The organism is Metapseudomonas boanensis, from assembly GCF_018704125.1.
Lineage (GTDB): Bacteria > Pseudomonadota > Gammaproteobacteria > Pseudomonadales > Pseudomonadaceae > Metapseudomonas > Metapseudomonas boanensis.
Genome location: NZ_JAGTIS010000002.1, coordinates 534,182 through 548,582 on the forward strand (window position 1 = coordinate 534,182; position 14,401 = coordinate 548,582).

The 14,401-nt window shown below is 60.5% G+C and carries 12 protein-coding genes; 7 read left to right on the plus strand and 5 right to left on the minus strand.

What is annotated here, in order from left to right:
* Positions 1-60: 60 nt before the first annotated feature.
* The 6 genes from J7302_RS06490 (at position 61) to J7302_RS06515 (ending at position 5,834) form a co-directional block, all read left to right on the plus strand.
* Positions 61-423: a hypothetical protein gene (locus J7302_RS06490; protein ID WP_215371991.1), complete on the plus strand. Its 363-nt coding sequence runs from the start codon at positions 61-63 to the stop codon at positions 421-423.
* Positions 424-667: 244 nt separating this feature from the next.
* Complete coding sequence (locus J7302_RS06495) at positions 668-1,774, plus strand: polysaccharide biosynthesis/export family protein (protein WP_215371994.1); 1,107 nt, start codon at positions 668-670, stop codon at positions 1,772-1,774.
* 11 nt (positions 1,775-1,785) lie between these two features.
* Positions 1,786-2,442 carry a YjbF family lipoprotein gene (locus tag J7302_RS06500; protein ID WP_215371996.1) on the plus strand — a complete coding sequence of 219 codons (657 nt, stop codon included), beginning with the start codon at positions 1,786-1,788 and terminating at the stop codon, positions 2,440-2,442.
* Between the two features lie 142 nt (positions 2,443-2,584).
* Positions 2,585-3,355, plus strand: coding sequence for a capsule biosynthesis GfcC family protein (locus tag J7302_RS06505; RefSeq protein WP_215371998.1), 771 nt, complete (start codon positions 2,585-2,587; stop codon positions 3,353-3,355).
* Positions 3,352-5,442 carry a YjbH domain-containing protein gene (locus J7302_RS06510; RefSeq protein WP_215372000.1) on the plus strand — a complete coding sequence of 697 codons (2,091 nt, stop codon included), beginning with the start codon at positions 3,352-3,354 and terminating at the stop codon, positions 5,440-5,442. Before J7302_RS06505 ends, J7302_RS06510 begins: the two co-directional genes overlap by 4 nt.
* Positions 5,439-5,834 (plus strand): VanZ family protein, encoded by a 396-nt coding sequence (locus J7302_RS06515; protein ID WP_215372003.1) that lies wholly within the window; start codon positions 5,439-5,441, stop codon positions 5,832-5,834. Before J7302_RS06510 ends, J7302_RS06515 begins: the two co-directional genes overlap by 4 nt.
* A 1,571-nt stretch (positions 5,835-7,405) precedes the next feature.
* On the opposite strand, the gene J7302_RS06520 is transcribed toward J7302_RS06515, so the two are convergent.
* Positions 7,406-9,346 carry a phosphoethanolamine transferase gene (locus J7302_RS06520; protein WP_215372005.1) on the minus strand — a complete coding sequence of 647 codons (1,941 nt, stop codon included), beginning with the start codon at positions 9,344-9,346 and terminating at the stop codon, positions 7,406-7,408.
* A gap of 246 nt (positions 9,347-9,592) precedes the next feature.
* On the opposite strand from J7302_RS06520, the gene J7302_RS06525 reads away from it, so the two are divergent.
* The gene (locus J7302_RS06525) at positions 9,593-11,029 is read left to right on the plus strand and encodes an O-antigen ligase family protein (protein WP_215372007.1); all 1,437 of its coding nucleotides are present in this window, start codon (positions 9,593-9,595) and stop codon (positions 11,027-11,029) included.
* Here the strand turns inward: J7302_RS06525 and J7302_RS06530 are convergent.
* The 4 genes from J7302_RS06530 to fcl form a co-directional block, all read right to left on the minus strand.
* Positions 11,011-11,370, minus strand: a complete 360-nt coding sequence (locus J7302_RS06530; protein ID WP_215372474.1) for a VanZ family protein — start codon at positions 11,368-11,370, stop codon at positions 11,011-11,013. The two genes, J7302_RS06525 and J7302_RS06530, sit on opposite strands and share 19 nt — an antisense overlap.
* 54 nt (positions 11,371-11,424) lie before the next feature.
* On the minus strand, positions 11,425-12,834 hold the full coding sequence (locus J7302_RS06535) for a mannose-1-phosphate guanylyltransferase/mannose-6-phosphate isomerase (protein ID WP_215372009.1): 1,410 nt from the start codon (positions 12,832-12,834) through the stop codon (positions 11,425-11,427).
* A 30-nt stretch (positions 12,835-12,864) separates the two neighbouring features.
* Positions 12,865-13,335, minus strand: coding sequence for a GDP-mannose mannosyl hydrolase (locus tag J7302_RS06540; RefSeq protein WP_215372011.1), 471 nt, complete (start codon positions 13,333-13,335; stop codon positions 12,865-12,867).
* Between the two features lie 86 nt (positions 13,336-13,421).
* Positions 13,422-14,399, minus strand: a complete 978-nt coding sequence (gene fcl, locus J7302_RS06545) for a GDP-L-fucose synthase (RefSeq protein WP_215372013.1) — start codon at positions 14,397-14,399, stop codon at positions 13,422-13,424.
* Positions 14,400-14,401: the final 2 nt, after the last annotated feature.

Consider the following 14,401-nt stretch of genomic DNA (forward strand, 5'->3'; position numbering starts at 1 on the left):
CCATACCCTTTGACACCATCCGTTCCTTAGGGACAATCCGCTCAAAAAAGGAGCAAGAACGTGAAAAAACTTCTGGCTTTGGCGCTCGCCGCCTCCGTTATCAGCACTCCCTTGATGGCCGCCGAAACTGCAGCCAACGCTAGCTCGACTGGCGCCAACAACGCCGCCAATGCGGGCTCGAAGGGCCTCAGCAAAGCTGGCGAGAAGGCGCCTACTGCGCCTGGCGCCACATCGTCCCTTGGGCTGTCCACCCCAGTTGTAGGTGGCGTGACCGTGGGCACCGGCCTGGCTGTCGGCGCTGCCGCCATTGCTGCTGGCGTTGCTGCGTCCAACAGCGGCGGTGGCGGCAACGACAGCACCCCGGGCGCTGGCGGCACCACTGGCACCACTGGCACCACGGGTACCACCGGCACCACCAACTAAGCCCTGCGCTTGGCTGCTGCACATTGAAAGCTCCCAGCATCGCTGGGAGCTTTCATATCTGGCCTGTAACTCCGGGCCCTGGTTGATCGTCACACCTGCCCAGCTTGCGTGCGCCACCCTGCGCACCGTTATCCGGCATTTTCCGCTGGCCAGGGCCTCAACCCTGTAACCATGACTAATGACTCCTGAGTCAGGCTCTACCGCATCTGGTACCGCCTGGATCACTGCACAAGACCACCCGACCATGACTCGCGCACTCCCCCTGGCCATGCTGCTTGGCCTTACCCTGCAAGGCTGTATGTTCTCTCCTGGCCAACACATGGATTCCGGCAATTTGGTGCGCGAAGGCTCGCCGGAAAGCAGCCGTATCGAGCTGGTGCCCATTACACCGAAGCTGGTGGCCATCGAGTCCGCGATGAATGGCGTCGAAGTGGCGCCTGAGCTGTTGAGCTATCAGCCCGAGGAATACCGTATCGGCGCGGGTGACCTGGTCTACATCACCGTGTGGGACCACCCTGAGCTCACCGCCCCCTCCGGCCCGCAGCAGCAGATCGAGGCCAACGGACGCCTGGTGCGCCCGGATGGCACGCTGTTCTACCCCTACGTCGGCACGATAGAAGCGGCAGGCAAGACCATCGAAGAGCTGCGCGCACTCATCGCCTCGAATCTCACCCGAGTGGTATCCGAACCACAAGTCGACGCCAGTGTGCTGCGCTTCGCCAGCCAGAAGGTGATTCTCTCTGGTGCCTTCGGCAAGACTGGCCCTGTGCCCGTTACCAATACGCCACTCAGCCTGCTGGATGCCGTAGGCCAAGGCGGTGTGCTAGCCGGTTCTGCTGACATTGCCGGCTTGGTACTCAAACGCGACGGCCGCGAGTATGTGATCGACCTCGATACGCTGAATCGCAAGGACTCGATCCTGCACAGCATCTATCTGAAGGACGGTGACCAACTCCACCTGCCCTACAACGACAACAAGAAGGTCTATCTGCTGGGTGAGGTGAATGCCGCCCGCGCCCTGACCTTCAAAGGTTCCAGCATGAACCTGACGGATGCACTGGGTAGCGTGGGCGGTTTGCGCCAGGAAACCTCCAGCGGCAAGGAGGTGTATGTGATCCGTGGGGTGGATGACCTGCAGCGCGACGTCGCCAAGGTTTACCAGCTGAACCTCAAGTCCCCGTCTGCCTTCGTAGTGGCCGAGCACTTCAAGCTGCAGCCGCAGGACGTGGTCTACGTCGGCCCGGCTGATGTCACCCGCTGGAACCGCTTTATCAGCCAGGTGTTCCCGACTGCCAACCTGCTGCGCACCGGGGTCGCCATTCAGGATGACATGAGCGACAACAGCAACTGAGAGCCAGTGACGTGAAATTAATGCGCCTGGCCATGCTGCCTCTGGCTGCTCTACTCAGTGCCTGCAACCCGTTGATGACGGCCAGCCTGGATACCCTCAAGGCTGCCGTGCAGGGGCCAGAGCCCCTGGAGCTGACCCGCGAGCAGGTAGAGGCCGTCCCTTACTACCAGATCATGATTACCGCCCCCACCGGGGAGGCGGTAATGGCCCTGGTGCGCCTGCAGGAAGGGGTGGAGTTCTATCTCGCCGCCACCCAGCAGGTGCTGATGCTGCAGGATGGCCTGGCCATTCGCAGCGTGGGCTTCAATGACAACCTGGATGGCACGCGCTTTGTCGGCGAGTCGCCCTTCCGCACCGGCCTGCACCGGATTCCGGATGGCCTGCGCGCCGAGCGCCAGGTGGATTTTGCCGGGCGCTACCAGATGGGTGCGCAGCTGATCAGCCATTTCGAGAAGCAGGGTCTGGAGACGGTGCGCATCCTCGATCGCAACCTGGAGTTGTTGCGCGTGGATGAGCATATCGAGATACCCGGCCTGGGCTTTTCAGCCCGCAACCAGTACTGGGTGGACCCCGCCGATGGCTTCATCCTGGCCAGCGTCCAGCACGTAACCCCCGAGCTGCCTTTGCGCATCATCCAGGTGCGCCCGATGAAACCTAACGCCATGTAGGAGCGAGCTGCTCGCGAAGGGACACCACCGATTCGCCAGCAAGCTGGCTCCTACGGGAGAGTCGTTGAACGCTGCGGTTCACGAGCGAGAACTCAGCGTCCCCCTCCCTCCTACGACAAGACATGGTCAAACAGAATTCACAATGAGCTTTCCCCCATCCTGGCTGCTGCTTTGCAGCGCCCTGTTCGTTTGCGCCGCCAGCGCAGCCCCTACCGTAACGGTTGAGGGCGATGCCGCCGAGCCCGGCCCCTATACAGTTAGTGCCAAGACCCGCCTGCATGATGTGCTGCTGCCTGCGCAAGTCAGCCCCAAGGCTTACCTGCTGGGTGCTGCCTGGCTGCATGGCCCGCTCCGTGAGGAGCAGGTGCGCCTGAAGCTGGGCGTGTTGTTCGACCTGGCCACCCTGGAGCGCAATGCGCTGCTGGATGACCGCCTGGCACTGGCCGAACTGGCTACCCGGCTCAGCGCCAAGGTGCAGGCCATGCCAGTCACCGGTCGCCGAGTGGCGGAACTCGACCCGGTGAAGGTGGAACTGAACCGCGAGCACAACCCCGTGCTCAGCGCTGGCGACCGCCTGCTCTACCCACCCAGGCCGGACTTTGTGGTGGTGGAGGGTGCCGTACAGGCGGAGTGTCGCCTGCCTTTCGTGCCATTCCTGCCTGCGCGGGACTATCTGGATGCCTGCCCTCGGCATGCCGAGGCAGACCCGGATGAACTTTTCGTGGTACAGCCTGATGGCCGCGTGCAGCGCCAGGGCGTGGCTCTGTGGAACCGCACCGAGGCCCCTGCACCGGCCCCAGGCGCACGCATTTATGTGCCCGTGCGCAGCGCCGGCCAGGGCGAGCCAACGCCAGACTTGAACGCAGAGTTCGCGGCCTTCATCGCCACCCAGCCGCTGGAGGTGGCCCCGTGAAGCGCCATTGGCTCCCGTGCCTGGTACTCGGCTGCGCGACCTGCGCCGTGGCTGAGCCCCGCTACACCCAGAATGACTTTGGCGGCGTAGGCCTGCTGCAAACGCCCACAGCACGCATGGCCCAAGCTGGCGAGCTGTCGGTGAATGCCAACCGCACTGACCCTTACAGCCGCTACAGTGTCTCGTTCCAGCCGTTCGACTGGCTGGAGGGCAGCTTCCGCTATACCGCCATCAGTAACCGTGACTACGGTCCTGAAAGCCTCAGTGGTGACCAGAGCTACAAGGACAAGGCCATCGACGCCAAGGTCCGCCTGCTCAAGGAAAACCGCTGGTTGCCTGAAGTGGCGCTGGGTGGTCGAGACATCGGCGGTACCGGCCTGTTCTCCAGCGAATACTTCGTGGGCAACAAGCGCCTGGGCGACTTCGACCTGAGCCTGGGCCTGGCCTGGGGCTATATCGGTAACCGCGGGGATATCGATAACCCCGCCAGCATCGTCCTTGGGGACAAGTTCGATGAGCGGCCCCAGGCTACTGGCACGGGTGATTTCAACGGCAACACCTATTTCCGTGGCAGCCCGTCCTTCTTTGGCGGGGTGAATTACCAGACGCCCTGGGACCCGCTCTCGCTCAAGCTGGAGTACGAAGGTAACGACTACCAGAACGAGCCGCAGGACAACGACCAGATTCAGGACTCCCCCATCAACCTGGGCATGGTGTTCAAGGCCAGCGACTCGGTAGACCTACATGCGGCCTGGGAACGTGGCAACACGGCGATGTTCGGCATCACCCTGCATACCAACTTCGCCACCCGCAAGGCGCCGGCCAAGAGCTTCGACCCGCCGGCAGAAAAGGTGCAGGCCAGCATGCCCAAGGTGGCGCCTGAAGATGTGCAATGGGCGGGTGTAGCCCAGCGTCTGCAGAAGAATGCCGGCTACCGGGTGGAGCGCATCGCCCAGCGTGACTCGGAGCTGATCGTCTATGGCGAGCAGACCCGCTACTTCCACGCGCCCAAGGCCGTGGGCCGTGCTGCGCGCATTCTCGACAACAGCGTGAACGACGAGATCGACTGGTTCACCGTGGTCGACAATCGCAATGGTTTGCCGGTGCAGGAAATCAGCCTGCCCCGCGAGACCTTCCGCGAGGTCGCGCAGAAGGATCGGCCGGTGGAAGACCTGCGCCGTGTCACGGAGCAGAACGCGCCGGTGCCACACCAGGAAAAGGAACTGTTCGAGCAGACACTGTCGCCGTTCACCTACGGCTTGGGCCTGGGCTACAAGCAGAACGTCGGTGGCCCGGATGGCTTCCTGCTCTACCAGTTCACCGCCGACCTGACTGCCGAATACCGCTTCCAGCGTGACCTGTGGTGGAACGGCATGCTCAGCGCCAACCTGGTGAACAACTTCGACAAGTTCAAGTACGACGCGCCGAGCAACCTGCCGCGCGTGCGCACCTTCCTGCGCGAGTACATGACCACCTCGGACGTGACCATGCCCACCTTCCAGCTGAACAAGGTGAAGCAGCTGGACGAGGACCTCTACGGCATGGCCTACGGCGGCTACCTGGAGTCGATGTTTGCCGGTGTGGGTGGCGAGTTGCTGTATCGCCCCATGGGCGAGCGCTGGGCCATCGGCGGCAACCTCGCTTGGGCCAAGCAGCGTGATTTCGAGCAGGACTTCGGCCTGCGCGACTACGACGTGATCACCGGCCATGTGACCGGCTACTACCGTTTGCCGTTCGAGGACATCCTCGCGGCGGTCAGCGTTGGCCGTTACCTGGCTCGCGACTATGGCGTGACGTTCGACCTGTCACGCGAGTTCCGCAACGGCGTGCGCTTCGGCGGCTTCATGACCCTCACCAATGTCACGCAGGATGAATATGGTGAAGGTAGTTTCAGCAAGGGCATCTACTTCTCGATTCCCTTCGACGAGCTGATGGCCAGCTCCACCATGCGCCGGGCCAACCTGGTATGGTCGCCGCTGACCCGTGACGGTGGTGCCAGCCTGGGCCGCAGCTACTCGCTCTACTCCCTGACCGAGGGGCGCAACATCGACATGTTCCACAACAACTTCGACAAGGTGGTGGAATGACAGACTCCCGGCTCATCTGGCTTGCGCGGTTCGCCTTCTGTCTCGTGCTGGCCGTGGTGCTGATGGCCGGGCTGAGCAGCGACCCGGTGCCGGAAGCTTTCGACAACCAGGACAAGCTGCACCATTGGGCGGGGTTTGCCTGCCTCACCTTGAGTGCGTGGCTGGCCTTTCCTCGGGCGCGGCTGCCGTGGCTGTTCCTGTGGCCTTTTCTGCTTTCCGTGGGGATCGAGCTGGGGCAGGAGCTGCTGCCGTTGCGCACGGCATCCTGGGCCGACATCGCGGCCAACGTGCTGGGCGTGCTGAGCGGCATCCTGTGCACGCTGGCGTTGCGCAGGCTCTGGCCAACGGATCAGGCCGACCGCCCCGGCGAGCCTGGGGCTGATGCGCTGTAGGGCGGGCCGCCCCGTAGGAGCGAGCTTGCTCGCGAATGTGACCCCGCTTTCGCCAGCAAGCTGGCTCCTACAAATGGCTTTTGGCCACGTAGGATGGGTTGAGCTTGCGATACCCATCAGCCCGGTCCGCATGGGTATCGCTCCGCTCCACCCATCCTACGAACCGTAGGCGCCCCCGTAGGAGCGAGCTTGCTCGCGAAAATGTGGTCCCGCTTTCGCCAGCAAGCTGGCTCCTACAAATAGCTTTTGGCCACGCAGGATGGGTTGAGCGTGCGATACCCATCAGCCCGATCCGCATGGGTATCGCTCCGCTCCACCCATCCTACGAACCGTAGGCGCCCCCGTAGGAGCGAGCTTGCTCGCGAAAATGTGGTCCCGCTTTCGCCAGCAAGCTGGCTCCTACAAATAGCTTTTGGCCACGCAGGATGGGTTGAGCGTGCGATACCCATCAGCCCGATCCGCATGGGTATCGCTCCGCTCCACCCATCCTACGAACCGTAGGCGCCCCCGTAGGAGCGAGCTTGCTCGCGAAAATGTGGTCCCGCTTTCGCCAGCAAGCTGGCTCCTACAAATAGCTTTTGGCCACGCAGGATGGGTTGAGCGTGCGATACCCATCAGCCCGATCCGCATGGGTATCGCTCCGCTCCACCCATCCTACGAACCGTAGGCGCCCCCGTAGGAACGAGCTTGCTCGCGAATGTGGCCCCGCTTTCGCCAGCAAGCTGGCTCCTACGAATAGCTTTTGGCCACGCAGGATGGGTTGAGCGTGCGAAACCCGTCAGCCCGGTCCGCATGGGTATCGCTCCGCTCCACCCATCCTACGAACCGTAGGCGCCCCCGTAGGAGCGAGCTTGCTCGCGAAAATGTGGCCCCGCTTTCGCCAGCAAGCCGGCTCCTACGAATAGCTTTTAGCCACGTAGGATGGGTTGAGCGTGCGATACCCATCAGCCCGCTCCGCATGGGTATCGCTCCGCTCCACCCATCCTACGAACCGTAGGCGCCCCCGTAGCAGCTTGCTCGCGAAAATGTGGCCCCGCTTTCGCCAGCAAGCTGGCTCCTACGAATAGCTTTTAGCCACGTAGGATGGGTTGAGCGTGCGATACCCATCAGCCCGCTCCGCATGGGTATCGCTCCGCTCCACCCATCCTACGAACCGTAGGCGCCCCCGTAGGAGCGAGCTTGCTCGCGAAAATGTGACCCCGCTTTCGCCAGCAAGCTGGCTCCTACGAATAGGTTTTAGCCACGCAGGATGGGTTGAGCGTGCGAAACCCGTCAGCCCGCTCCGCATGGGTATCGCTCCGCTCCACCCATCCTACGAACCGTAGGCGCCCCCGTAGGAGCGAGCTTGCTCGCGAATGTGGCCCCGCTTTCGCCAGCAAGCTGGCTCCTACGAATGGCTTTTAGCCACGTAGGATGGGTTGAGCGTGCGATACCCATCAGCCCGCTCCGCATGGGTATCGCTCCGCTCCACCCATCCTGCGAACCGTAGGCGCCCCCGTAGGAGCGAGCTTGCTCGCGAGTGTGGCCCCGCTTTCGCCAGCAAGCTGGCTCCTACGAATAGCTTTTAGCGCTCATTTTTTATCGCCAACAAGTTCAAGGTTATTACCAAGCCCGATTAAACTTAAGGACTTGCAGCCGCCTATTATCTGGCGCCTTCTTGCCGACTCGAAAGACAATTCCATTTTCTTGCAATAATCACTTGCCAGAATGCGCCCACCCTTGACGTCCAGGTAGCTCGAAGTATCGGCATCAGTTGAGTCAATAAAATTGAACTGGTCAAATTTAGGGCGCGCACGCTTCTCGGCACTTAAATTAACAAACGAAATACCATCACTTATCTCACGCACAACGATTGGCGGAAGCCGAGCCTCCTCTCCAATGACTGGCTTCAAATCCATTTTAGATGTCGCTGTGTTTTTCACTTGAACACCTGCAACATCCAGGATAGTAGCCGAGAGCTGGGCCAGGCTTGCTGTTCTGGAGCTTTTCGCAAGAGTCACGTACTTCCGATATAGCTCGGCCCGCTGCAGCCTGGCGGGCCCGTTAAAGTAGATGAAGAACGGCACCCGTGCCATTTCATGTGTGAACCGGGAAGAGTCATGCCCTTTTCCGGTAAAAACCGAATCTCCGTGATCGGAGAAATAGATCAGCACTGCTGGCGCATCTAACCCGCGAACATAGTCAATGGTCTTCGAGACGCTATAGTCTATATATTTGACTGCTGAATCATAGGCATCGACAGATTCAATTGAGATATAGTCAGCCTCTGACATCCTGACTCCAGAACCCGAAGAAAAATATCCATCAACTGGAACCCTCCACTCCTCCGGGATATTTGCAAGATATTCTCCATGCCCTGCATAAGAATGGAGAAACGTAACCGAGGCCTTGCTTTTGCTTGAAAAGTCCAGATTTTCAAGCTGCGCCTCGAAAAACGCATCATCCCACGGCCTTGCGGCCTTACCATCACTGTTGCCAAGCCGCCGCGAATCCGTGCTGAAGGTATTTTGGGCGTTCTTGAAGATGATGGAGGACGCCTGATTCCAGGTTCCAACCATGCCCTGGTTGCTTATCAGGCGAACATCCACCTTGGCCTTCCTTAATACATCTACAACAGAAATCCGCCGGCGCCGCTCAATTGGCAGAAAATCCTCTTCGCTGTGCAAGGCAAAAGAAAACGCCTCCAGCAGTGATGGGGACGTATGTGTGTGGGTAGAGAACACATTTTCAAAAAGAATGAAATTCGGATCTTCATCGAAGACCTTCTTGAGCCTTGGGGTCGTGTCTCGCGGATAGCCGTAGAGACTCATATTCATTACCGAGGTGGACTCCCCGACATAAACAAAGACATCAACCTTGCCTTCAGCCTGCACTGCCTCTGGCGGTTCATTTGAAAAGTTACTCTTTACCACCAGATAAGATTCTGAATTACTGAAAAACAATGAAGCGGAATCCAGAAACGTCAGCAGGATCGCACCAATAACAAGCAATCCAGACAGCGCCAACTTTATATGGGCATAGTATTGCTTGGTAAAGGTTCTTGAGTGCAGCCACCACTTCAACAAATAAAAACTTGAAACCGCCATCAGCAAGTAGAGCAGGTAGAGAGCAAGCGCTTTCATACGAAAATCAGGCTTGATCGTTTCCTGCATCGTGGCGAGCCAGAATTTTGCTTCCTCAAAATCAAAGTCCTTGGCCTCAGAGAATGAATCGACCCCGAGCGACCCGATGAAGCCTGACACCGGCTGATGAAAAAGCATCCAGGCCAAGCCCACTAAGAATGTAATTACGGCAGAAATTAACCTTCCCTTATGCAGCAGGAGTAGCGAGACATACGTCGCTCCAGCAAAGAACAGATACTCTGCCTTTCTTGAGTAGAGGATCGAGGCGACCAACTTGAGTTCCTCGCCTCTGCCCAAAAACAAAAGCCCCCCCACTGCCACGAGTGCCAGGAAAACCAGCAGGATCAGTAAAACAACAAAAACACGAACCGCGCTGCGACCCTTGATCATTTTTGATCTCCTTATGGCTCAAAGGAGTGACATGGCTACCAGTTGCTCTATGCCCACATTCCTGATCCAGATTTTTTAGGAGCCAGCTTGCTGGCGAATGCCAACCCTTTCGGGACCCGTTCGCCAGCAAGCTGGCTCCTACACGAACTATTTCGCCGGCGCGGTATCCCCCTCCTACACTTACGCCATTCACTCTCTGCCGCGCGCCGCGCATGGCTGCCAACTACCAAACGGAAGAGCCCGCCTATGCTCCGGTCCACCAGCCACCTTGAGCGCTTTCTGCTCGCCGCGATGCTGCTTGTGTTGGTGTGGCTGCCGATGCCCCTGGGCAGCAATCGCGAGTGGGCGGTTGGGCTGTTCATCCTGTTGATGGGCGGCCTGGGCTGCGCCTGGGCGATTGGCCAGTTTTTCGATGGTGCCGAACGAGGCCCGCAGAACAAGGCCATGAAGACAGCCCTCCCCTTGCTTGCGCTGCTTCTACTCACGCAGGCCTGGGTGGCGGTGCAATGGCTGGCCGGCCTGACTGTCGATATAGGGTCGACCTTCCAACACCTGATGCTCGGCCTGGCCTATTGCCTGCTGTTCCTGCTGGTGATCGCGCTGTTCCATACCCGCAAGCGCCTCAACCTGCTGCTCGGCACGCTGGTGGTCAGCGGTACGCTGCAGGCCTTCTTTGGCGCCTTCATGACCCTTTCCGATGTGGAGTGGCTGCTGGCCGGTCCCAAGGACAGCTACATCGGCGACGCGACCGGCACCTTCGTCAACCGTAACCATCTGGCCGGCTATCTGGAGATGACCCTGGCCTGCGGCATCGGCCTGCTACTGGCTCTGCGCGATGACAGCCCCTTCAGCTGGGCGAACCTGGTGGAACTGCTGATGGGCCCCAAGGCGCGTCTGCGCCTGGCCCTGGTTGTCATGGTCATCGCCCTGGTGATGACCCACTCGCGCATGGGCAACATTGCGTTTTTCGCCAGCCTGTTGCTGGTGGGTAGCCTGTTCGTCGTGCTGGAAAAGGAGAATCGCCTGCGTAACGGCCTGATTCTGACCAGCATCATTCTCATAGACGTCCTGGTGGTCAGTCAGTATTTCGGCCTGGAAAGACTCAAGGATCGCGTGCTCAGCACCCGCTTGAACGATGTGGTTGTGAATGGCGAAGTGGTCCAGCAGGCCAACGAAGTTCGCGACGATGTGTTCAGCTACGCCCTGCCGCTGCTCCGGGAACGTCCGCTGATGGGCCAAGGCGCCGGCAGCTTCGAAGCGGTGTTCCCCAGATACCCGGGCGAGGATATCCGCATCCATTTCGACCATGCGCACAACGACTATATCCAGTTCGCCGTCGAGTTCGGCCTGCTGGGAAGCCTGCCACTGGCTGCCTTCATCCTGGCGGCCTTGTGGTATGCACTCAGGGCGCTTTGGCGGCGCGAGTCGGTGTATCGCAGAGGAGTAGGTTTCGGCGCGGCGATGGGCATCGTCGCCCTGCTGATCCACTCCAGCACTGACTTCAACCTGCAAATCCCGGCCAACGCCGCGACCTTGGTCGTTGTCTGCGCGATAGCCGTGCTCGCCGGCAGCCAGGTCGCACCGCGCAAGCACGCAGAACATCCCGGCAGGGACGGCTCGCCCCATGGCCATGAACACCCCCTCGATGCACCGCGCCTTCCGCCTCAGCCAGCACAACCATAACGGCGAGCCCGCAACCAGCTTTTCAACCACAGCGAGCCAATCCAGCCCAGCATTACGCCGAGGGTGTTGGCGATCACGTCGCCCGTCGATGGCGTGCGGTTGGGCAGCAAGCCCTGGCCCAGTTCGATCAACAGTCCTGTCCCCAGGCAGATGGTCAGGAGCCAGATGAAATGCGCGCGGGGAAACGCCAGGCGCGAGGTCGCAGCCAAGGCAGCAAAGCCGAGTAAATGGTGCAGCTTGTCCTGCTGCTCAACTGCCTCTGGCAGCGGCTCAGGCTTCAAGCCGGCGAACAGGATGACCGCGAGGACGGCAAAAAAGGGCAAAACACGCAAATACCGCATGAGGGCTGGAGACATCCCGGTTGTCCGAATGAGTGCTGGATGCATGGGTGGCGCTCACGCCCGCCCGTACTTGTCTTCGAAGCGCACGATGTCGTCTTCACCCAGGTAGGAGCCCGACTGCACTTCGATCAGGTCCAATGGAATGACGCCTGGATTTTCCAAGGCGTGGACCTGGCCGACGGGGATGTAGGTGGACTGGTTTTCGGTTACCAGGTAGGTCTTGTCGCCATTGGTGACCTTGGCCGTCCCGCTGACGACTATCCAGTGTTCGGCGCGGTGGTGATGCATCTGGACCGAAAGCTTGGCGCCGGGCTGCACGGTAATTCGCTTGACCTGGTAACGCTGACCTCTGTCGATGGAGTCATACACGCCCCAGGGACGATAGACCTCGCGATGGTTGAGGTGCTCGTTACGCGAACAGCCTTTCAACTGCTCGACGATCTTCTTCACGTCCTGCACATGGTCCTTGTGTGCAACCAGTACGGCATCCTTGGTTTCGACGATGACCAGGTCGTCGACTCCAACGGTCGCGACCAGGCGGCTGTCGGCATGCACAAAGTTATTGCACGAGCGCTGGTGCAGTACGTCACCCTTGAAGACGTTGCCCTGCTCGTCCTTTTCACTGATGCCCCAAAGCGCCGACCAGGAGCCGATGTCACTCCAGCCCGCATCCAGCGGCACCATGGCCGCATCCTCGGTCTTCTCCATCACCGCGTAGTCGATGGAGTCTTCCGGGCAGGCGGTAAAGGCGGCTTGATCCACGCGGGTGAATTGCATGTCCCGGGAGGCTCCTTCCAGGGCCGTACGACAGGCCGCAAGTATGTCCGGCCGGAAGCGCTCCAACTCATGCAGATAGCGGCTAGCACGGAACATGAACATGCCGCTGTTCCAGAAGTAGTTGCCGCTGGCCAGGTACTCCTGGGCCTCGATCATGTTTGGTTTTTCGACAAAGCGGCTGACCGCAAAACCGGTATCACCTATGCCTTCACCCTTCTCGATGTAGCCATAGCCTGTTTCCGCATGGGTGGGGACGATGCCGAATGTCACCAGCTTGCCGTCCTCGGCCAGAGGCATGGCTGCCCGGACACTGGCATGGAAAGCCGATACATCCTGGATCTGATGATCCGCCGCCAGTACCAGCAGCAGCGGGTCATCGGCCTCGGCGCACGCCTGCAAGGCCGCCAGGGCAATGGCCGGTGCAGTGTTACGGCCGACGGGTTCGAGCAGGATGTTGGCCTTCGCCATGCCCAGCAGGCGCAGTTGCTCGGCAGCGAGGAATCGGTGCTCCTCGTTGCAGATCAGCCGGGGCAACCCGGCGTCGAGCCCCTCAAGGCGCCTGATAGTGGCCTGCAACATGGAGAGGCCAGCATCGGCCAACGGCAGGAACTGTTTCGGTTTGAGTTGACGCGACAGCGGCCACAGGCGGGAGCCTGAACCGCCGGCCATGATGACCGGTAGGAACATTTCGGGCGTCCTCTAAAGCTGTTGGAAGTGCTATTGCAGGGCATCCAGGTAGGCGCGAGCGTTGTCGTGCACCTGGGAGCTGGCCTGCATCTCGGCCACGCGCCACCAGCGGAAGCAGTCGTGCTGGGCGGCAGGGGTTATGAGCGTCGTAGAAGGGGGTAGGCGGAGCTGGTAACCCAGCACGACGTAATGGGTGTCGGGATGGGTTGGCGTATCGCCAAACACGCTATCGCTGTAGAAGTGCTCATAGACACCCAGCAAACGCGCCTGGCGTCGCTCGAACGCCTGCCCCAGCTCGTCCAGAGTCAGTCTCCGGAACGCAGCATCGAGACTCTCGTTCTTCAGGATCCGGCCCCCGGGTACGAACCAGTACCCGTGGGCTGGGCGGTTCAGCCGCTGGCCAAGGAGAATGGCCCCTTCGGCGTTCTGCACCACCAGGTCGATGGCGACCAGCGGAGTCAGTGCCACGACCGTGCGGAAAGACTCGTTACTCAGCCACATGATTGCTCCTGAAAAAATCCAGGCACGAAATCGACAAGGTGCGGGTAACGCCTGGACGGGCAGCCGTGTGGAGGCGGGAGGCACCGTCAGTGCATGCGCGCATGCTCCACGTTCTCGACGTACCAGCGGTAGGCATCGCGCAGGCCCTCCTCCAGTCCGATGCTGGCTTGCCAACCCAGCGCTTTCAGGCGGGACACATCCATCAGCTTGCGCGGGGTGCCGTCCGGCTTGCTGGCATCGAAGCCCAACCGGCCGGCGAAACCCGTAACCTTGGCGAGGGTTTCCGCCAGTTCGCGGATACTGCAATCGACACCGGTGCCCACGTTGATGTGCGAGAGCATCGGCTGGGTGTTGGCCTGATACGTTGCACTCTCCAACTCCATCACATGCACGCTGGCGGCGGCCATGTCGTCCACATGCAGGAATTCGCGCATCGGTTTGCCGCTGCCCCAGATCACCACTTCTTCGTCACCCCGCTGCACGGCTTCGTGGAAACGGCGCAGGAGCGCCGGGATCACGTGGCTGTTCTGTGGGTGATAGTTGTCGTGGGGGCCATACAGGTTGGTCGGCATCACGCTGCGGTAGTCGCGGCCATGCTGGCGGTTATAGCTTTCGCACAGTTTGATCCCGGCGATCTTGGCGATGGCGTAAGGCTCGTTGGTGGGCTCGAGGATCCCCGTGAGCAAGGCGTCTTCCCGCATCGGCTGCTCAGCATGCTTGGGATAGATGCAGGATGAGCCGAGGAACAGAAGCTTCTGCACGCCAGCCTGGTGCGCCGCCTGGATGACGTTGGCTTCGATCATCAGGTTCTGGTAGATGAAGTCCGCCGGATAGCTGTTGTTGGCGTGAATCCCGCCCACCTTGGCCGCCGCCAGATACACCTGATCAATACGGTTGGTGTTGAAGAAAGATTGCACGGCGGCCTGGTCGAGCAGATCCACCTCATCATGCGCGGCCACGAGAATATGGGTATAGCCCAGCGCCTTGAGGCGGCGGACGATGGCCGACCCCACCATGCCGCGATGGCCGGCGACGAAAACAGCCTGGTTCAGATCTCGGACCACGT